At 64.9% G+C, this 17,623-nt stretch carries 22 protein-coding genes; 16 read left to right on the top strand and 6 right to left on the bottom strand.

Annotated features, from left to right (window positions below; genetic code table 11):
- Positions 1–81 precede the first annotated feature (81 nt).
- Positions 82–693, top strand: coding sequence for a glycine zipper 2TM domain-containing protein (locus tag VM621_RS12085; protein WP_325469212.1), 612 nt, complete (start codon positions 82–84; stop codon positions 691–693).
- A gap of 26 nt (positions 694–719) precedes the next feature.
- Entirely contained in the window at positions 720–1,187 is a 468-nt protein-coding gene (locus VM621_RS12080) for a glycine zipper 2TM domain-containing protein (protein WP_325469211.1), read from the top strand.
- A 214-nt stretch (positions 1,188–1,401) separates the two neighbouring features.
- Here the strand turns inward: VM621_RS12080 and VM621_RS12075 are convergent, their stop codons facing one another.
- Together VM621_RS12075 and VM621_RS12070 are read right to left on the bottom strand one after the other, a co-directional pair.
- Complete coding sequence (locus VM621_RS12075) at positions 1,402–1,836, bottom strand: cell wall hydrolase (protein WP_325469210.1); 435 nt, start codon at positions 1,834–1,836, stop codon at positions 1,402–1,404.
- Positions 1,837–2,326: 490 nt separating this feature from the next.
- Entirely contained in the window at positions 2,327–3,145 is an 819-nt protein-coding gene (locus VM621_RS12070; RefSeq protein ID WP_325469209.1) for a folate-binding protein, read from the bottom strand.
- Between the two features lie 126 nt (positions 3,146–3,271).
- Here VM621_RS12070 and VM621_RS12065 point away from each other — a divergent pair, with 126 nt between their 5' ends.
- The 9 genes from VM621_RS12065 (at position 3,272) to lolD (ending at position 9,722) form a co-directional block, all read left to right on the top strand.
- Positions 3,272–3,439 (top strand): DUF1674 domain-containing protein, encoded by a 168-nt coding sequence (locus tag VM621_RS12065; RefSeq protein WP_325469208.1) that lies wholly within the window; start codon positions 3,272–3,274, stop codon positions 3,437–3,439.
- A 59-nt stretch (positions 3,440–3,498) separates the two neighbouring features.
- Positions 3,499–3,891, top strand: a complete 393-nt coding sequence (gene sdhC, locus VM621_RS12060) for a succinate dehydrogenase, cytochrome b556 subunit (RefSeq protein ID WP_325469207.1) — start codon at positions 3,499–3,501, stop codon at positions 3,889–3,891.
- Positions 3,888–4,274 carry a succinate dehydrogenase, hydrophobic membrane anchor protein gene (sdhD, locus tag VM621_RS12055; RefSeq protein ID WP_325469206.1) on the top strand — a complete coding sequence of 129 codons (387 nt, stop codon included), beginning with the start codon at positions 3,888–3,890 and terminating at the stop codon, positions 4,272–4,274. Before sdhC ends, sdhD begins: the two co-directional genes overlap by 4 nt.
- Before the next feature lie 3 nt (positions 4,275–4,277).
- Positions 4,278–6,062, top strand: coding sequence for a succinate dehydrogenase flavoprotein subunit (sdhA, locus tag VM621_RS12050; RefSeq protein WP_325469205.1), 1,785 nt, complete (start codon positions 4,278–4,280; stop codon positions 6,060–6,062).
- Positions 6,063–6,083: 21 nt separating this feature from the next.
- Complete coding sequence (locus VM621_RS12045) at positions 6,084–6,869, top strand: succinate dehydrogenase iron-sulfur subunit (RefSeq protein ID WP_325469204.1); 786 nt, start codon at positions 6,084–6,086, stop codon at positions 6,867–6,869.
- 196 nt (positions 6,870–7,065) lie between these two features.
- Positions 7,066–7,314 (top strand): succinate dehydrogenase assembly factor 2, encoded by a 249-nt coding sequence (locus VM621_RS12040; protein ID WP_325469203.1) that lies wholly within the window; start codon positions 7,066–7,068, stop codon positions 7,312–7,314.
- The gene (locus tag VM621_RS12035; protein ID WP_325469202.1) at positions 7,286–7,696 is read left to right on the top strand and encodes a hypothetical protein; all 411 of its coding nucleotides are present in this window, start codon (positions 7,286–7,288) and stop codon (positions 7,694–7,696) included. Before VM621_RS12040 ends, VM621_RS12035 begins: the two co-directional genes overlap by 29 nt.
- Before the next feature lie 99 nt (positions 7,697–7,795).
- Positions 7,796–9,037 (top strand): lipoprotein-releasing ABC transporter permease subunit, encoded by a 1,242-nt coding sequence (locus tag VM621_RS12030; protein ID WP_325469201.1) that lies wholly within the window; start codon positions 7,796–7,798, stop codon positions 9,035–9,037.
- Positions 9,030–9,722 (top strand): lipoprotein-releasing ABC transporter ATP-binding protein LolD, encoded by a 693-nt coding sequence (gene lolD / locus VM621_RS12025; protein WP_325469200.1) that lies wholly within the window; start codon positions 9,030–9,032, stop codon positions 9,720–9,722. The genes VM621_RS12030 and lolD overlap by 8 nt, the downstream gene beginning before the upstream one ends.
- Before the next feature lie 211 nt (positions 9,723–9,933).
- On the opposite strand, the gene VM621_RS12020 is transcribed toward lolD, so the two are convergent.
- On the bottom strand, positions 9,934–10,695 hold the full coding sequence (locus tag VM621_RS12020) for an anti-sigma factor (RefSeq protein WP_325469199.1): 762 nt from the start codon (positions 10,693–10,695) through the stop codon (positions 9,934–9,936).
- Positions 10,692–11,204, bottom strand: a complete 513-nt coding sequence (locus VM621_RS12015) for a sigma-70 family RNA polymerase sigma factor (protein WP_325469198.1) — start codon at positions 11,202–11,204, stop codon at positions 10,692–10,694. The genes VM621_RS12020 and VM621_RS12015 overlap by 4 nt, the downstream gene beginning before the upstream one ends.
- Before the next feature lie 133 nt (positions 11,205–11,337).
- Between VM621_RS12015 and VM621_RS12010 the strand changes: the two genes are divergently transcribed.
- The 3 genes from VM621_RS12010 to VM621_RS12000 are packed head-to-tail and all read left to right on the top strand — an operon-like array spanning position 11,338 to position 14,007.
- Entirely contained in the window at positions 11,338–12,417 is a 1,080-nt protein-coding gene (locus tag VM621_RS12010) for a catalase family peroxidase (RefSeq protein WP_325469197.1), read from the top strand.
- On the top strand, positions 12,414–12,953 hold the full coding sequence (locus VM621_RS12005; RefSeq protein ID WP_325469196.1) for a cytochrome b: 540 nt from the start codon (positions 12,414–12,416) through the stop codon (positions 12,951–12,953). The genes VM621_RS12010 and VM621_RS12005 overlap by 4 nt, the downstream gene beginning before the upstream one ends.
- A gap of 25 nt (positions 12,954–12,978) precedes the next feature.
- Positions 12,979–14,007, top strand: coding sequence for an aminopeptidase (locus VM621_RS12000; RefSeq protein WP_325469195.1), 1,029 nt, complete (start codon positions 12,979–12,981; stop codon positions 14,005–14,007).
- Between the two features lie 268 nt (positions 14,008–14,275).
- Here VM621_RS12000 and VM621_RS11995 read toward each other — a convergent pair whose 3' ends face one another.
- Positions 14,276–15,082, bottom strand: coding sequence for a cytochrome c (locus tag VM621_RS11995; RefSeq protein ID WP_325469194.1), 807 nt, complete (start codon positions 15,080–15,082; stop codon positions 14,276–14,278).
- Positions 15,083–15,187: 105 nt separating this feature from the next.
- Between VM621_RS11995 and VM621_RS11990 the strand changes: the two genes are divergently transcribed.
- A complete protein-coding gene (locus VM621_RS11990) occupies positions 15,188–15,571 on the top strand; it encodes a thioredoxin family protein (protein WP_325469193.1) in 384 nt (127 codons plus the stop codon).
- Entirely contained in the window at positions 15,568–16,770 is a 1,203-nt protein-coding gene (gene pncB, locus VM621_RS11985) for a nicotinate phosphoribosyltransferase (protein ID WP_325469192.1), read from the top strand. The genes VM621_RS11990 and pncB overlap by 4 nt, the downstream gene beginning before the upstream one ends.
- Here the strand turns inward: pncB and VM621_RS11980 are convergent.
- Positions 16,740–17,552 (bottom strand): MetQ/NlpA family ABC transporter substrate-binding protein, encoded by an 813-nt coding sequence (locus VM621_RS11980; RefSeq protein WP_325469191.1) that lies wholly within the window; start codon positions 17,550–17,552, stop codon positions 16,740–16,742. The genes pncB and VM621_RS11980 overlap by 31 nt on opposite strands.
- Positions 17,553–17,623: the final 71 nt, after the last annotated feature.

Genomic DNA, 17,623 nt, shown 5'->3' with positions numbered 1-17,623 from the left:
GTCAAATGTGAATCGAGGCGACTTCCGGGTGATGGGGCTGTTGCGCCATCGAGTCGCCGACCTTTTTAGGAGAGTAGGGTTATGAGCAGGTTGAAGATTTCCGTCCTGAACGCTGGTTTGGGCGCGGCCCTTGTGTTGAGCCTTTCCGCCTGCAACCGCGACGCGAATGCCGACGTGGCCAACGCCCCGGGGTCCGGGACCGCATCGCTCAGCGCCGCCGCGGCGCCACCGCCGGAGCCGGCTGGTCCGAAATATGGCCGTGTCGTCAGCGTCGATCCGGTGCGCGAGGCGGCATCGGCGCCGCAGCGCCAGTGTCATGACGAGGTCGTGACCCGCCATGTGCCGGTGAAGGACCAGCACCAGATCGCCGGCACCGCCATTGGTGCGGTGGCAGGTGGTCTGCTCGGTAACCAGATCGGTGGCGGCAAGGGCCGGACGTTGGCGACGGTCGCCGGTGCGGTGGGCGGCGGCTATGCCGGTCACGAGATCCAGGAGCGCCGTCAGGAGACGAACACGACCACCAGCACCGTGCGCAAGTGTGAAACGGTGCAGGGCAGCAGCGGCGACAAGATCGTCGCCTATGACGTGCGCTATGAGTACAACGGCGTGACGCGCTCGGTGCGCATGGATCACGACCCGGGCGATCGCGTCCAGGTACAGGAAGGCGTTTCCGTCGTTTCCGACGCGCGTTGATCACATCACCCACCAGGACGTCATTCATGCATAGCTTCGTCCGTAAGTCCGGCCTCGTCGCAGCCGCCGTTGCCACCCTGTCGCTGACGGCATGCTATGAGCCGCCGCGACGGGTCTACCACGAGGATCGCGTGGTGTATTCCGGTCCGCCGCGAGGCTGCGACCAGTGCGGCACCGTGAGTGACGTGGAGCAGGTCTACACGCGGCGCGATTCATCGCCGCTGGGTGCCGTCATCGGCGCGGTGGCGGGCGGCCTGCTCGGTAGCACGGTCGGTCACGGCGACGGCCGCACGGCGGCTACCGTCGGCGGCGCGGTGGCGGGTGGCTTCGTCGGCAACGCGGTGGGCGAACGCAACGGTGCGGACGAGGTCGCGTTCCGCGTGCGAATCCGCCTGGATGACGGGCGGGTCGCGACGGTGACGCAGCGGGAGGATCCACAGTTGCGCCGTGGTGACTATGTCGTCATCCAGGGCGACCACGTTTATCGCAGGTAAGCGGCTGCGTACGGAAGTTTCTTCATCGACGAGGTCGATGGATGTCACGATGTAAAGACGTCTAGACGGCTAAAAGAAAAGGCCCGCTTCATTGGCGGGCCTTTTCTTTGGGCAAATGCAAGGCAAAAAAAAGCCCTCGTCCGAGGGCCCCTTTTCCCGGGAATCCCAAGCTGCCCGCCTGGATTCCTTCTCCCCCGCGCGTTCTTCGCTTACGTCAGTTGACGGCGTAGAACGCGTGGTCACCGATCTTGCGAACGATGCGGCTGGCGGACCAGCTCGGCGCGACCGCGACGGTCGCGAAATGATCAGCCTGTGGAACATAGACCAGGCGTTCGCTTTTCGGCAGGCTCCAGTTATTCAGGGAGTCGCCCGCGATTTTCCACGCCTTGGTCCATGCGACGAGGTCGGTAACCTCGAAGTCCTTCGGTGTGGTGGTGATGGCGAACTGGCGCGGAGCCGAGACGACCGCACACACCTTGTCGCCGCCCATGCCGCGATCGCGGCGCCGTAGGGCGACTTCCGCCACGGCGTACTGGCCGATGGTGGGTTCGCTACGTGCCTCGAGATAAACCGTCGTCGCCAGGCACGTCTGGTCAGCGAGGTGGCTTGGAAGGACGGACGCCATCCATAGCAAAGCGGAAAGTTTCATGTGTATCTGCCTCCAACGAGCTTTTCCGTCACTTGCGGCGTTCTTTGGAGAGGCCATGGGGGACGTATGAGCGGTAGACGGGCGGGCAGGCCGTTACTACCTGGACCAACCGAAGGCACCCGCTGAGAATCAGTTACGCGGATGAGTCGGGCGTCACACACTGTGACTGTACTGAACGGCTGTCCGGAGCCGTCCGGTAATGGGGGTGCGCCGAAAGGGAGCGGCATCGCGCAATGGGCGGCGGCTCCGTCGGCTTACTACGCGCAATCTGATGGTGCGCGCGTTTCGTGCTCCGGCTTTTGCCGGGTCGCGCCAGAACCGTCATCGTCGACGGATCGTCGCGGGCGTCGCTGTGATGAAACACCACAGCCACTTTGTGGATCGGCGGAGCCTAGTGGCGCAATGCATATTTGGCAAGTGCGTGTGCGGTACGGTTCAGCTTTTGCTCACACACACCGTAGAACTTTATTTTGCGAATGCTTGCGAAAGTTCACGCGTCGAACGTCGATACGATGTGCAGACGCATGTCGTCGATATCAAGAGTGTCCGCCTGTACAGCGGTGTCATCCAATACGACAAGCGATATAGGCTTGGTCGATGCTGCGTTGCACATCAACACGATGCCGACAGCCTTGCCGTCAACGCATAGTGAAAGACCTTCCTGTAGCGCGCGCTCCGATGAAACGACGTGCAGATGTTTCTTGTGGCCGCCGAGATAATGCAGGCGCGCTGCGATTTCCTGGCCAGGAAAGCAGCCTTTGTTGAACGAGACCGCGCTCATGCGCTCCATGGAAAGAGCGGGTGGCAACAACGCATCGATCGCCGCATCGGGCAGCCACGCGTAACCCTTCTCGATATGTCGTGTAACCCACGCGCTGTCGTCGTTCGCGGCGTCGATGTTCGTCGTGTCGTCGGAGCGCACGGCGCCGACGCGCAACGATGAATGACCTTCGCCGAAATGAATCGCGCCGCTGTCGTCTTCGCGTATGTGCATGTCGATGACGGCATCGCCGTCGCCGATGTGCAGCACATCGGAGACGATCATCTTCACTTTCGAGCGGAACACGAAACGACGCAGGTCGTTCGCGATCGCTTCGCCGTCACCGCCCCGCGGAACGACCACGAGGCGCTCGTCTTCGGGCCGGGCGATCTGTAGCAGCGCCCGGACCCGTCCCTTGGGGTCGAGCCAGCCGCTCCATTGCCATCGGCCGGGCGCCAGGGCGAGGACGTCGCTGCTGAACTGGGCGTTGGCGAAGGAGGCCGCGTCGGGGCCGGTCAGGGTGATGCTGCGAGTGGTACGGCTCGGCATGGGGAGGCGCAAGGCAGGGCGGAAGCGTAAGATATACGGCCGGGCCAAGGCCAAACCAACCCTCTTCATGATCCTGAAGGTTGTGCTGAGGTGGCACAGGTATTACGCTTTTAGGGCTTTATAACCATGTCCGACAATCCCTCCGAACCCAAAGGCACGAACGGCCCCGCTCCGGCGAAACCGCTCGTCCTGCCGATCGTCCCCACGAACGGCGCACCAGGGGTCGAGAAAGCGCCATTGGACCCCACGCGTTACGGCGACTGGGAAAAGAACGGACGCTGCATCGACTTCTGAGGATCGGAAGGCGAGGGGAGACCGTCGGGCATCAGCGATTCCAATCCAGGATAGCCGCCATGGCACAAACGGGACGACCGCTCTCACCCCATCTTCAGGTCTACAAGTGGCAAGTGCAGATGGCTTCTTCCATCCTGCATCGCGCCACCGGCATCATCCTCGCCGTCGGTAGCCTGCTCATCGTATGGGGTCTTGCCGCCCTCGCTGCCGGTCAGGACGCCTTCGCGACCTTTACCGCCTGCGCCGGCAGTCCCTTCGGCACGATCGTGATGATCGGCTGGACCCTCGCCTTCTTCTATCACCTGTGCAACGGCATCCGTCACCTGGTCCAGGACACCGGCAAGGGCTACGCGATCGAGTCGTTCGTCCGTTCGAGCTGGATGGCGATCATCGTCTCCATCGTGCTCACGGTCGCCGTCTGGGCCTACGTGCTGACCGGGAGCCACGCATGAGCAAGGATCTGCGCAACCCGCTCGCCCGCGCACGCGGCCTGGGCTCGGCGAAGGAAGGCGTCGGCCACTGGATGACCCAGCGCGTCACCGCGCTCGCCCTGATCTTCCTGACCCTCTGGTTCGTCATCACCGTGCTCGGCTTGATGCACGCCGATTACGCCACGGCCCGGGCGACCATCGCGAAGCCCTGGAACGCGGTACTGCTGATCGCTCTGGTCGTCACCCTGTTCAAGCATGCCGTGCTCGGCCTGCAGGTGGTGATCGAAGACTACGTCCATACCCGCTGGCTCGAAGTGGCTTCGCTGGTACTCATCAAGTTCATCGCCGTACTCGCCGCGCTTTCGGGCGTGCTGGCCGTGCTGCGCATCGCGCTCGGAAGCTGATCGATGGAATCCTATAAGATTCAACAACACAAGTACGACGTGATCGTGGTCGGCGCCGGCGGCGCGGGTCTTCGCGCCACGTTCGGCCTGGCCGAAAAGGGCCTCAAGGCCGCCTGCATCACCAAGGTCTTCCCGACCCGTTCGCACACCGTGGCGGCGCAGGGCGGTATTTCCGCCGCGCTCGGCAACATGGGCGAGGACGACTGGCGCTTCCACTTCTACGACACGATCAAGGGTTCCGACTGGCTCGGCGACCAGGACGCGATCGAGTACATGTGCCGTGAGGCCATCCCGGCCATCATCGAGCTGGAACACTACGGCGTGCCGTTCTCGCGTACCGAGGAAGGCAAGATCTACCAGCGCCCGTTCGGCGGCATGACCACGCATTACGGCCAGGGTACCGCGCAGCGCACCTGCGCCGCGGCCGACCGCACCGGCCACGCCATCCTGCACACGCTTTACCAGCAGGCCCTGGCGCACGACGCCACCTTCTTCATCGAGTACTTCGCCATCGACCTCGTGTTCGAGGATGGCAAGTGCGTGGGCGTGCTCGCCCTGGACATGAACGAAGGCACCCTGCATCTGTTCCGCGGCCATGCCGTGGTCATGGCGACGGGTGGCTACGGCCGCGCGTACTTCAGCGCCACCTCGGCGCATACCTGCACGGGCGACGGTGGCGGCATGGTGCTGCGCGCCGGCCTGCCGCTGCAGGACATGGAATTCGTGCAGTTCCACCCGACCGGTATCTACGGCGCGGGTTGCCTGATCACCGAGGGTGTCCGCGGTGAAGGCGGTTACCTGACCAACTCCGAGGGTGAGCGCTTCATGGAGCGCTACGCGCCGAACGCGAAGGACCTCGCCTCGCGCGACGTCGTGAGCCGCGCGATGACCATCGAGATCCGCGAAGGCCGCGGTGTGGGCCCGAAGAAGGACCACATCCACCTCAACCTGATGCATCTCGGCCCCGAGGTCATCAACGAGCGTCTGCCGGGTATTGCCGAGTCGGCGCGCATCTTCGCCGGCGTGGACGTGACCAAGGAGCCGATCCCGGTCCTGCCGACCGTCCACTACAACATGGGCGGTATTCCGACCAACTATCACGGCGAAGTCGTGACCAAGCGCGACGACGATCCGGATTCGATCGTACCGGGCCTGTTCGCGATCGGCGAAGCGGCCTGCGTGTCGGTCCATGGCGCGAACCGCCTGGGCTCGAACTCGCTGCTCGACCTGGTCGTGTTCGGCCGTGCCGTATCGCATCGCTGCGCGGAGCTGATCAAGACGGGCACGCCGCACAAGGATCTCCCGGCCAACGCGCTGGACAAGATCCTCGCCCGCTTCGACGGCCTGCGTCACGCCGACGGTGCCAAGCCGACCGCCGAGATCCGCGCCGAAATGCAGATGACCATGCAGTCCGATGCCGCGGTGTTCCGTACCGGCGACACGCTGAAGGAAGGCAAGGCCAAGATTTCCGAGGTCTACTCGTCGTTCGCCCAGGTCAAGGTCAGCGACCGCTCGATGGTCTGGAACTCCGACCTGATCGAAACCCTGGAACTGTCGAACCTGCTGGCCCAGGCCGTGGCCACGATGCATTCGGCGGAACAGCGCCCGGAAAGCCGCGGCGCGCATGCCCGCGAAGATTTCCCGGATCGCGACGACCATGACTGGCAGAAGCACACGCTGGTGTGGATCGACGAAGCCGGTAACTCCAGCTTCGACTTCCGCCCGGTGCATATGTACACCCTGACGGACGACGTTGAAGTCGTGCCGCCGAAAAAGCGCGTTTACTGATACCGGACCGGAGAGGCAATCGTGGCAGAGTTCACGCTACCGAAGAATTCCAAGATCCAGGCCGGCAAGCATTTCCCGGCGAAGGGCGCGAAGAACGTGCGCACCTTCAAGGTCTACCGCTGGACGCCGGACGACGGCCAGAACCCTCGCACCGACACGTATGAAGTGGATCTCGATACGTGCGGCCCGATGGTTCTCGACGCCCTGCTGAAGATCAAGAACGAGATCGACTCGACGCTCTCGCTGCGCCGCTCGTGCCGTGAAGGCATTTGCGGATCGTGCGCGATGAACATCGACGGCACCAATACGCTGGCGTGCACGCGAGCCATCGACGAGTGCAGCGGCGGTACGGTCAACATCTACCCGCTGCCGCACATGCCCGTGGTGAAGGATCTGGTGCCCGACCTCACGCACTTCTACGCGCAGTTCGCGTCGATCAAGCCGTGGATGCGTACGCAGAGCCCGGCCCCGGCCGACAAGGAGCGCCTGCAGTCGCCGGAGGACCGCAAGAAGCTCGACGGTCTCTACGAGTGCATCCTCTGCGCCTGCTGTTCCACGTCCTGCCCAAGCTACTGGTGGAACGGCGACCGTTACCTGGGTCCGGCGATTCTCCTGCAGGCCTACCGTTGGATCGTCGACAGCCGTGACGAAGACACCGGTGCGCGCCTGGACGATCTCGAAGATCCGTTCAAGCTCTACCGTTGCCACACGATCATGAACTGCGCGCGTACCTGCCCCAAGGGTCTGAACCCGGCCAAGGCAATCGCGGAGATCAAGAAGCTCATCGTGCAGCGTCGCTCGGCCTAACGGCTGAGTTGCGCTTTGTTGGAGCCGCTCTTTGTTGGAGCCGCTCTTTGTGGGAGCCGATTCATCGGCGAATGGGTGCTTGCCGCAAGCCCTCATCGCCGCTGAAGCGGCTCCCACAGTGTTTTGGCCCCCACAGTGTTTTGGCTCCTACAGTGTTTTGGCCCCTACAGTGTCTTTCGCCAGTCTGGTGCTCACGATGGAAGAAGCCCGCCTCAAACGCCTGCGCTGGCGTACCCGTCGGGGTACGCGGGAGCTGGATCGCCTGTTTGGCGGCTGGCTGGATGAGCGCTACGCCGACGCCGATGAGGCGCAGCGGATGGCATTCGACGAGCTGCTCGACGTGCAGGATCCCGATCTCTGGGATTGGGTGATGGGCCATGCCCGTGCCACCCGCGACGACTGGCAGGTCATCATCGATGAGATTCGCTCACGGCATCAGCTTTGATATCCGGCCTTCGCCGCTACTGAGTCGTCTCGTGCTGGCGATGGTCGCACTGGCCACCGTCGCGCCGCTCTTCACCTCGTTGCCCACCGTCGCCCGGCTGGCATTGGCCGGCCTGATCGCGGCAGTCGGGCTGGCGCGTGCGGCGCATGGTCGCAGGCCGGCGGTAAGAACACTGGACTGGGCGTTCGACGGCCTCTGGACCGTGCGCGATCGCAAGGGACGCGCCTTTCCGGCCGAACTCGTCGCCTCGCGCGTGGTCGGAACCTCGGTCTTCCTGCATTTTCGCTGGAACGGCCGGGCGGGGCACGTGGCCCTGCTGCCCGACAATACCGACGCAGGGCATCTGCGTACCCTGCGGGCCAGGCTCTCGGCGGCTCGCTGAGGCCCGCCAGCTTGCCGGAATCGGCGGCATCGGGCACTCTGCCGCGCGGTGCATGCCTTTCGTGGCGGGCTCCCTTCTTACAGGCTGCGATCGACAGGTATGTTCAGACCCCTCGAACTCTTCATCGGACTGCGCTACACGCGCGCCAAGCGTCGCAACCAGTTCATTTCCTTCATCTCCACGGTGTCGATCGTCTGCATCGCGATCAGCGTCACGGCGCTCATCACGGTCATGTCGGTGATGAACGGTTTCGACAGCGAACTGCGCACGCGCATCCTCGGTGCCGTGTCGCACGTCACCGTGTCCGGTATCGACGATACCGTGCAGAACTGGGAAACGGCGGTGAAAACCGCCGAGGGCACCAAGCACGTGCTCGGTGCCGCGCCCTACGTCGAGACCCAGGCCTTCCTCCAGGCCAAGCGACCCAGCGGCGCACTGATCCGCGGCGTAGTGCCGTCGATGGAGCCGAATGTCTCCGACCTCGATAAGCACATGGTCGAAGGCAAGATGTCGGACCTCACCGACCGTAGCTGGAAGATCATCCTCGGCCGCGAACTGGCGCTCACCCTGGGCGTGAACGTCGGCGACAAGCTCACCGTCGTCGTGCCGCAGTTCACCGCCACGCCGATGGGCGCCGTGCCCAAGCTGCGCAGCTTCACCGTCAGCGGGATCTTCGAGCTGGGCATGCAGGAATACGATGCGAACCTCGCGCTCGTTTCCATGCCGGATGCCGAGCGGCTCAATGGTCTCGCCGGCCCCACCGGCATCCGCCTCAAGCTGGACGATATGCGCCAGGCGTGGCCAGTGGCCCAGGAGCTGGTGAACAAGCTCGGCCAGGCGTATCGGGTGGAAACCTGGATGGACACCCACGCCAACTTCTTCCGTGCGATCGACATGGAGAAGACGGTGATGTTCGTGATCCTGTCGTTGATCATCCTCGTCGCCGTGATCAACCTGATTTCGATGCTGATGATGCTGGTGACAGACAAGCAGGCGGATATCGCTATCCTGCGCACGCTGGGTTCGACGCCGCGCAGCATCATGGGCATGTTCATGGTCCAGGGCATCCTGGTCGGCATCGTCGGCATCGGCTTCGGCGTGCTGCTGGGCTCGGTGCTGTCGTTCAACTTGCCGGGCATCGTGAAATGGATCGAACACGTCACCGGGCAGACGTTCCTGTCGCCGGACGTGTACTACATCAGCGAACTGCCGAGCCAGCTGCAGTGGTCCGACGTGGGCTGGGTGGTGCTGGTGACCTTTGTCTTCTCCCTGCTGGCCACGCTGTATCCGGCGTGGCGCGCCTCGCGCACGCAGCCCGCCCAGGCGCTCCGCTATGAATAAGCCCAACGACGACATCGTCCTGCGCGCCACCGGCGTCGCCAAGGTCTACGAAGAAGGCGACCTGCGCACGGGTGTGCTTTCCGACGTGAACTTCTCCCTGCGTCGCGGCGAGACCATGTCCATCGTCGGTGCGTCCGGCTCGGGCAAGTCGACCCTGCTGCACATCATCGGCGGCCTCGACACGCTGACCGCCGGCAAGGTCGAGGTGAACGGTCGCGTGCTGTCCGAGTTGTCGGATGCGGAGCGCGGCCGCGAACGGAACCGGTCGTTGGGTTTCATTTACCAGTTCCATCACCTGTTGCCCGAGTTCACCGCGCTGGAGAACGTGTGCATGCCGCTGCTGATTCGCGGCGTGTCCATTGCGCAGGCGCAGAAGGAGGCCACGGCCCTGCTCGATCGGGTGGGCTTGAGCGCGCGCCTGCGTCATCGTCCGGCGGAGATGTCCGGTGGCGAGCGCCAGCGTTGCGCGGTGGCCCGAGCGCTCGTCACGCGTCCCGCCTGCGTGCTCGGCGACGAGCCGACCGGCAACCTCGATGAAGCGAATGCGGCGGCGGTCTACGAGCTGATGGTCGAGCTGAACCATGAAATCGGGACGAGCTTCGTGCTGGTGACGCATGATTCGCGCCTGGCTGGGAAGATGGATCGGACGTTGGAACTGCATTCGGGCGAGTTGCGTGAGCGGTGAGGTGAGCGGGATTCGCCGCTGAAGCGGCTCCCACAGAGAGCCAGCTACCGGGAGCCAGCTACAGGGAGCCAGGCATAGGGTGCTGGGCATAGGGTGCTGGGCATGGGGAGCCGGGCATAGGGAGCCGGGCATAGGGAGCTGGGCACAGGGAGCTGGGCACAGGGAGCTGGGCATGGGGAGCCCAGGGGGATGGTTTTCAGGGAGCTCGGGGTTAGATGGCCTTGACGACGACACGTTGCGCGGCGGCGCGGCCGGCTGCGTCGGCCAGTGCGACGACGGCATAGTTATGCCAGCCATCCGACCAGTAATTGGCCAGCAGGCCATTGTCTTCACGCTCGCCGCGCGGTAGCAGGCGCCTCGCCGCACCTGGCGGGCGTACGTAGAAACTCACCGTATGCCCCTTGCCATCGTCGTACAGGACCATGGCCGCCGGCCCCTGGTCGGTGGCGAACAGCCGCCCGCCCATCGGCCGGAAACCGGCGTCGGCGAGGTCGGGCAGGTGCGCGGTCGCCCCGACACGCCCCGCCAGCCACGCGCGGAGGTCGCCTTCGTTGCCCGTAGTGATGTCCATGCCGACGCCATGGTCGACGGCGAGCAGCTGATAAGCCTGCATCGCATCCGCCATCGGCGCGGTGCTGCCGGTGCCCATGCCGCGCGCCGCCCAGCCGCCGGCGCCGCCCAGCGCGAGGCACAGGAACAGGCTGGCCGCGATCGCTGCCCGGGTCACCCGCCGCTTGTGCCGACGCATTCGGATGGCGACCGGGTCGAGCGTGGCTTCCTGCGACGGGGTCGCGCCGAGATCGCCGGCAAGCAGGGTGCGCAACTGCTGGGCATCCTGGCGCCAGGCATGGACTTCCTCGGCCCGCTCGGGATGGCGGCTGAGGTAGCGCTCCACTTCGCCACGCCGTGGGCCGTCGAGATGGCCGTCCACGTAGGCGTGGATATCGTGTTCGCTGGGGGGCGTCGTGGTCATTTCAGCAGTCGCAGGGGAGGGATTTCCGCACCGCCGTCGCCAAGCAGGCGCAGGGCCCGACGGGCGCGGGAGAGACGGGACATGACCGTGCCGATCGGGATCTCGAGGATATCGGCCACTTCCCGATAGCTCATGCCCTCCACGGTGATCCACAGCAGCAGGCTGCGCTGCTCCACCGGGAGGTCCGCGAAGGCGGCGAGGGTGGAATGGGCAATGGCGACGCGTTCGGCCGAGGGCCAGGTCGGCTCTTCCTCGTGCAGGCTGCCGATGAAACGGGCATAGCGACTGGCCCGCCGCTTTCCGTCGAGGAACAGGCGGTACAAGATCGCGAACAGCCAGGCGCGCAGACTCTCGTCTTCGCGGCGTGATGCCCACTTGGAAAGGGCGCGTTCAACCGTCGACTGGACCAGGTCGTCCGCCGCGTGGGGATCGCGGGCGAGCCATAGCGCGAAGCGCCGCAAGCGAGGCAGCATCGGGCGAAGGGCTTCGTCGATTCGCGGGTCGGACATGCCGGGTCTCGTACCTGGGCGTTCCATCACTATCAGACGCCCGTCGGAGGAGATTATTCCCCCGCCATGGAATAAAAGTCGTGGACGTACGTCCCACACTGGAAACGCGATCCCGCGAGGAAGGAGCAGGACCATGCAAGAACCCCAAAAGCGACCCCCGCCGGCCAACCTGGCCGGGCGTTGGGCACTGATAGGCCTTGTCGTCGTAGCCGCTGCCGCGGCCTTCGGTTACGTGGGGGGCTGGCTCGCCCCCGGGCGCCTCACCCCTAAACGCATGGTCGATGCGCTGCAGGCCAGCGGAGACGAACACCCCGGTTATCGCCGCAACCATGCCAAGGGCATATGCGTCGGCGGGTATTTCGAGGCCAACGGCGCATTGGCCAAGTATTCGTCGTCGCCGCTGTTCGCCAGCGGCCGCACGCCGGTCGTTGGGCGCCTCGCGATTCCGGGCGGCAACCCTTATGCGCCCGACAGCAGCATTCCCATCCGCAGCTTCGCCCTGCGCTTCGACCTCGCCGACGGCGAGCAGTGGCGCACGGGAATGAACGCCATGCCGGTCTTCCCCGTCTCCACGCCGCAGGCGTTCTACGACCTCACCCGTGCAACCGCCCCGGACCCGGCCACCGGCAAGCCGAATCCCGACAAGGCCAAGGCTTTCTTCATGGCCCACCCGGAAACGGGAGCTTTCCTCGGCTGGATCAAGACGGCCAAGCCCCCGGCCAGCTATGTCAGCGAGACGTACCAGAGCATCAACGCGTTCTACCTGCGCGACGCGAACGGTCAGCGGCATGCGGTGCGGTGGAAGGTCGTGCCGGAGGCCCCGGAGAGCGGCGACGGTAGCCCTGCGGCTGGCGACACCGATTACCTCAGCGCCGACCTGACCCGTCGATTGGCCCAGGGGCCGGCACGCTGGCACCTGCAGATGGTCTTCGCCGCTCCCGGCGACCCTGTCGACGACGCGACGAAGGCCTGGCCGGACGACCGGCAGACCGTCGATGCGGGGGTGCTGGTGATCGACAGTGCGCAACCGCAGGCGAACGGCCCTTGCCGCGACGTCAACTACGACCCAACGATCCTGCCGCGCGGTATCGAGATATCGGGCGACCCGATCATCGTCGCCCGGTCGGCCGCCTATGCGGTGTCCTACCTGCGTCGTACCGGTGAGGAAGGCCATCTCCCGGGCACTGCCCATCCGAAGGAGGATCAGCGATGAGCCGCGTCGACACGTTCCGCCCGTTCGCCCGTGTGCTGCACTGGCTGATGTCGATCCTGATCCTCACCATGCTCTTTGTCGGTGCCGGCATGGTCACCAGCGTCGAGGCGAAGCACGAATGGCTGCTGTCGTTCCATCGGCCGCTGGGCATCACGATCTTCGTCCTGGCGTTGATCCGCCTCGGCTACCGCCTCACGCATCCGGTGCCGCCGCTTCCGGCGGATCTGCCCGAGTGGCAGAAGCTGGCCGCGCACGGTTCGCACTGGTTGCTCTACGGCCTGATGATCCTCATGCCGCTGATCGGCTGGGGCATGCTTTCGGCCGGCAACTTCCCGGTGACACTCTGGTCGGGTTTCCAGTTGCCGCCGATCCTTCCCGCGGGTCCGGCCCTGTACGCCTGGCTTCGCGAGGCGCACCGGTATCTCGCCTGGCTGTTCTTCCTCACCTTCCTGGCGCACATGGGTGCGGCCTTGATGCACGGTCTGATTCGTCGCGACGGTGTGTTGCAGTCGATGACGGGCGGTTCGAACGATTGAGGCGTCGCGCAGGCACAATGCACGCATGCGTTATGCCTTGCTCGCCCTGATTACCGTCCTCGCTGGTTGCCGATCACTCGGCTACTACGCGCACGTGACCCATGGACAGGCGGCGTTGCTCGCGCAACGCCGCTCCATCGACAAGGTCGTCGCCGACCCGGCGACTCCCGAAAAGATCCGCCAGCGGCTGGAACTCGCGCTGGAAGCACGGCGCTTCGCATCGAAGCAGCTGGACCTGCCCGATAACCGTAGCTACACCTACTACGTGCAGCTGGATCGACCCTGGGTGGCCTGGAACGTGTTCGCCACGCCCGAGCTTTCCGTGTCGGCGGTGACGCATTGTTTTCCGGTCGCCGGGTGCGTGGCCTATCGCGGCTTCTTCCGCAAAGACCTCGCCGATCGTGAAGCCATGCGCGAACGGGCGCTCGGCCATGACGTGGCGTTGGGCGAAGTGCCGGCGTACTCCACGCTGGGCTGGTTCGCCGATCCCATCCTGAGCAGCATGCTGCGCTGGGACGACGACGAGCTCGTGGGGACGATCTTCCACGAACTGGCGCACCAGAAGATCTACGTGAAGGACGATTCGTCGTTCAACGAATCCTATGCGAGCTTCGTCGAGCGGCAAGGTGTGCGCGAATGGCGTCGGGCTCGCCGGCTGCCCGCCCGCGACGAGCATGGCGATGCCCTGGATCACGCGTTCACCCGTGAAATCCTCGCGCTTCGCGATCGCCTGAAGGCGATCTACGCCGAGCCCTGGAGCGATGACGCGAAGCGGGTCGCCAAGGCCGAGGAATTCGAGGATTTTCGCGGGCGGTACCTCCTCTGGCGTGCCGGCGAAGCCGGTGGCGATCATCGCTACGACCGCTGGATGGCCCGGCCGCTGAACAATGCCTCGTTGTTGCCGTTCGGTCTCTACGACACGTGGACCCCGTCGTTCGCGGCGCTGTTCGAGCAGTCGGGGAGGGCATGGCCGGTGTTCTTTGCGAAGGTGTCCGCACTGGCGAAGCTGGCGCCAGAAGATCGCACGCGGCAGCTGCAAATGCTGAAGCGCTAGGTTTCCTGCGGAAGGCTTTCTGTAGAAGGCTTTCGTTAGAAGGCACTCTTTAGAAGGCACTCTTTAGAAGGCTTTCTTTAGAAGGCTTTCTTTAGAAGGGCATTCTGTGGGAGCCGATTCATCGGCGATCCCGCGGCAGCGGGCCGGTCTGGCGCGAGCACCCATCGCCGCTGAAGCGGCTCCCACAATCGCCGCTGAAGCGGCTCCCACAGGGGCGGCTCCCACAATCGCCGCTGAAGCGGCTCCCACAGGAGCGGCTCCCACAGGGTTACGGTTTGGCCTTTCGGGTCGCCATGTGCTTGAGGTAGGCGACGAGGTCGTCGAGGTCGGCATCCGAGAGTGTCCGACGGTCGAAGCCGGGCATCTTCGCCTGCGGCCAGTGGCGCAGGTCCTGCGGGTTGCGAACGAGGGTCCGCAGCATGTCGTCGCGGAGGTACTCGGTGGGACTGTGCGGGATGTTGAGGTCGGGGCCTAGCTTTGCGTCGCCCTGGCCGTTGAGCGTATGGCAGGTGATGCAGTTGCGCTGGAACACGGCGAAGCCCCGCATGACCGGATCGTTCGCCGCCAGTCCCGGTGCCGGCCGCATGGCCGGGAAGCGGCTTGCCGGGTCGGCCAGCATGCGAACGGCGGCCACCTGGTACGGCCACTGCTCGGTACCGACATGACCTGCCTCCGGATGCAGCCATACGAGGTAGAACGGCCCGGCGCTGGGCTTGCCGTCGCCAAGGGCGGGCCATGGCTTGCCTGTCGGCTCCACGGCCAGCCAGGCCTCGGCACCGTGGGCGTCGAGGATCAGGCTGGCCGGGATCTCCGCCGTGAAGCCGTCGAGCGCGGTGAACTGCAGATGGGCCGCCGCCGCGACGCCGTCGAGCAGCGCCTTCATCGGGACCGCGCGATACGTCATGCTCCGGTGGTAGGACACGTCGTCGGGCACGGCGATATCGCGCGCATCGGGCCGCGCAAGCAGCTGTTCCGTGGTGAACGTGCGCGTTCCGTGCCCCGTATCGACGGTGAGCGTGGCCGCCTGGCATAACGTGGCGCACAGGGCGAGCAACAATCCGGTCAGCAGGCGCATGGCGGGGTCCTTCTGGCGAGGCGGGGCGACACGGTGTCGCGGTACCCTCGGATTATCGCCTGCGCGGCCCCATCTCGGGGCTTCGACCCGATCACGGATTCACCCATGGCCGACACCACCGTTCCCGATTTCTTCGAGCGCTTCCCGATGGCACGGATCGTCGAAAGGGATCTCGACGCCGAGCTCGCCGCGGACGACAACCGCATCGCCATCCTGTTCCTCTGGGGCCGCGACTGCCCGAACTGCGACATCGCCAAGCGCCAGATACTGCTGACCGCCGAGCGCTTCGTCTGGGCCGAGGTGCGCTGGCTGCACGACAACGTCTACGACGACCCGACGATGGCCACGCGCTTTGGCCTGCATGGCATCCCCGCCTTCTTCCTGTTCCATCGTGGCAAGAAGCTCGGCCGTATCACCGCGTGGCCCGGCACGCAGCCGTTCATCGATGCGGTGGAAAAACAGATCGCACTTACTGGCGCCACCGCATGATCATCCAGTCGCTGCTCGACACCGACCTCTACAAGTTCACGATGATGCAGGTGGTGCTGCATCAGTATCCCGCCGCGCAGGTGGAGTATCGCTTTCGTTGCCGTACACCGGGCGTCGACCTCGTATCACTGATCGCGCGCATACGGGAAGAGCTCGACGCGCTTTGCGCGTTACGTTTCGGTGAGGACGAGCTGGCCTACCTGCGTACGCTGCGTTTCATCGACAGCGATTTCGTCGACTTCCTCGGCCTGTTCCATCTCAACGCCCGCTACGTGTCGATCTCGCCGTCGACCGAACACGAAGGCGAGATCGACATCGTCATCACCGGTCCGTGGTTGCACACGATCATGTTCGAAGTGCCCCTGCTCGCCATCGTCAACGAGGTGTATTTCGCGGCGAACCACCCGGACGCGGACCCCGACGAGGGACGATCGCGGCTGCGCGCGAAGATCGCCCTGTTGCGCGATACGAAGGGTTTCGAGCGTGTACGCATCGCCGACTACGGCACACGCCGACGTTTCTCGCGCGCATGGCACGAAGAGGCCTTGCAGATCATGAAGGCCGAATGGGGCACCCACCTGGCCGGCACCAGCAACGTGTGGTTCGCGATGCGCCAGGGGCTGGTGCCGATCGGCAGCATGGCCCACGAGTACCTGCAGGCCTTCCAGTCGCTGGGGCCGCGCCTGCGCGATTCGCAGACGGCGGCGCTCGAAGCCTGGGCTCGCGAGTACCGGGGCGACCTGGGGATCGCGCTATCCGACGTCTATGGCCTGGACGCCTTCCTGCGCGACTTCGACATGTACTTCTGCAAGCTGTTCGACGGTGCGCGCCACGACTCGGGCGATCCCTTTGTCTGGGGAGACCGCGTGCTCGCGCATTACGTGGCCAATCGCGTGGATCCGCGCTCGAAGACCCTCGTGTTCAGCGACGGCCTCGACATTCCGCGGGTGATGGATCTGTACTCGCACTTCGAGGGACGTTGCCAGCTTTCTTTCGGCGTGGGCACCAACCTGACCAACGATGTCGGGCCGGCGCCGCTCAACATCGTGATCAAGATGACCCGCTGCAACGGCCAACCAGTGGCGAAGCTGTCCGATTCGCCGGGGAAGAACATGAGCGACGACGTGGAGTATGTGTCCTACCTGCGCAAGGTGTTCGGCTTGCCGGCTCAGAACGCCGGCAACACCGCGCCGTTGTAGTTCTTCTCGATGAATGCCTTCACCTCGGGCGAGGTGAGGGCGGCGGCGAGCTTGCGCATGCGCGGATCGTTCTGGTTGTCCGGGCGCGAGACGAGGAAATTCACGTACGGCGAATCCTTGTCCTCGATCAACAGCGCGTCCTTCACCGGGTTCAAGCCGGCAGCCAGGGCGTAGTTGGTGTTGATCAGGGCCAGGTCCACTTCGTCCAGCACGCGTGGCAGCATGGCCGCCTCCAGTTCGCGGAACTTGAGGTTCTTCGGGTTGGTGGCGACGTCCTTGAGCGTGGCCAGGCGATCGTTCGGGTTCTTCAGGGTGATCAGGCCGTGCTTGGCCAGCAGCAACAGTGCGCGGCTGTTGTTGCTAGGGTCGTTCGGGATCACCACGTTGGCGCCGTCGGGCAACTGGTCGATGGACTTGAATTTGCGCGAATACGCGCCGAACGGCTCGATGTGGACGCCGACCACCTTGACTAGGTTGGTGCCGCGCTCCTTGTTGAACGCATCCAGATAGGGTTCGGTCTGGAAGAAGTTGGCGTCGAGCTGCTTCTGCGCCACCTGCATGTTCGGCTGCACGTAGTCGGTAAAGACCTTGATCTCGAGGTTGACGCCCTGCTTGGCGAGCAGGGGCTTGATCTCCTTGAGGATCTCGGCGTGCGGCACGGGCGTGGCCGCGACCGTGAGGGTGGCCTCGGCGGAACCGTCCTTGCCGCCACCATCACCGCCCGAACAGCCCGCGAGAACCATGGCGAGGGCGGCGGCGAGGGGGAGCAGGTACTTCTTCATGGAGGCATCCGTGGCTTATGTTGCGGTGCGCCAGCATAGACGTCCATACCGCCGGATGCAAAGCGGGCCCC

This window comes from Luteibacter sp., assembly GCF_035539195.1.
In the GTDB taxonomy this organism is placed as follows: Bacteria; Pseudomonadota; Gammaproteobacteria; order Xanthomonadales; family Rhodanobacteraceae; genus Luteibacter.
Note: the sequence above shows the minus strand (reverse complement) of the source record. Positions and strands in the feature narration are given on the sequence as shown.

Bases quoted from the DNA above. Each gene is read 5' to 3' on its own strand.
- VM621_RS12030 (WP_325469201.1), top strand. From the start codon at position 7,796: ATGTTCAGACCCCTCGAACTCTTCATCGGACTGCGCTACACGCGCGCC.
- sdhD (WP_325469206.1), top strand. From the start codon at position 3,888: ATGAGCAAGGATCTGCGCAACCCGCTCGCCCGCGCACGCGGCCTGGGC.
- VM621_RS12040 (WP_325469203.1), top strand. From the start codon at position 7,066: ATGGAAGAAGCCCGCCTCAAACGCCTGCGCTGGCGTACCCGTCGGGGT.
- VM621_RS11990 (WP_325469193.1), top strand. From the start codon at position 15,188: ATGGCCGACACCACCGTTCCCGATTTCTTCGAGCGCTTCCCGATGGCA.
- sdhA (WP_325469205.1), top strand. From the start codon at position 4,278: ATGGAATCCTATAAGATTCAACAACACAAGTACGACGTGATCGTGGTC.
- VM621_RS12010 (WP_325469197.1), top strand. From the start codon at position 11,338: ATGCAAGAACCCCAAAAGCGACCCCCGCCGGCCAACCTGGCCGGGCGT.
- VM621_RS12075 (WP_325469210.1), bottom strand. From the start codon at position 1,836: ATGAAACTTTCCGCTTTGCTATGGATGGCGTCCGTCCTTCCAAGCCAC.
- VM621_RS12020 (WP_325469199.1), bottom strand. From the start codon at position 10,695: ATGACCACGACGCCCCCCAGCGAACACGATATCCACGCCTACGTGGAC.
- lolD (WP_325469200.1), top strand. From the start codon at position 9,030: ATGAATAAGCCCAACGACGACATCGTCCTGCGCGCCACCGGCGTCGCC.
- VM621_RS12015 (WP_325469198.1), bottom strand. From the start codon at position 11,204: ATGTCCGACCCGCGAATCGACGAAGCCCTTCGCCCGATGCTGCCTCGC.
- sdhC (WP_325469207.1), top strand. From the start codon at position 3,499: ATGGCACAAACGGGACGACCGCTCTCACCCCATCTTCAGGTCTACAAG.
- VM621_RS12070 (WP_325469209.1), bottom strand. From the start codon at position 3,145: ATGCCGAGCCGTACCACTCGCAGCATCACCCTGACCGGCCCCGACGCG.
- VM621_RS12065 (WP_325469208.1), top strand. From the start codon at position 3,272: ATGTCCGACAATCCCTCCGAACCCAAAGGCACGAACGGCCCCGCTCCG.
- pncB (WP_325469192.1), top strand. From the start codon at position 15,568: ATGATCATCCAGTCGCTGCTCGACACCGACCTCTACAAGTTCACGATG.
- VM621_RS12005 (WP_325469196.1), top strand. From the start codon at position 12,414: ATGAGCCGCGTCGACACGTTCCGCCCGTTCGCCCGTGTGCTGCACTGG.
- VM621_RS12080 (WP_325469211.1), top strand. From the start codon at position 720: ATGCATAGCTTCGTCCGTAAGTCCGGCCTCGTCGCAGCCGCCGTTGCC.
- VM621_RS11980 (WP_325469191.1), bottom strand. From the start codon at position 17,552: ATGAAGAAGTACCTGCTCCCCCTCGCCGCCGCCCTCGCCATGGTTCTC.
- VM621_RS12000 (WP_325469195.1), top strand. From the start codon at position 12,979: ATGCGTTATGCCTTGCTCGCCCTGATTACCGTCCTCGCTGGTTGCCGA.
- VM621_RS12035 (WP_325469202.1), top strand. From the start codon at position 7,286: ATGAGATTCGCTCACGGCATCAGCTTTGATATCCGGCCTTCGCCGCTA.
- VM621_RS12085 (WP_325469212.1), top strand. From the start codon at position 82: ATGAGCAGGTTGAAGATTTCCGTCCTGAACGCTGGTTTGGGCGCGGCC.
- VM621_RS11995 (WP_325469194.1), bottom strand. From the start codon at position 15,082: ATGCGCCTGCTGACCGGATTGTTGCTCGCCCTGTGCGCCACGTTATGC.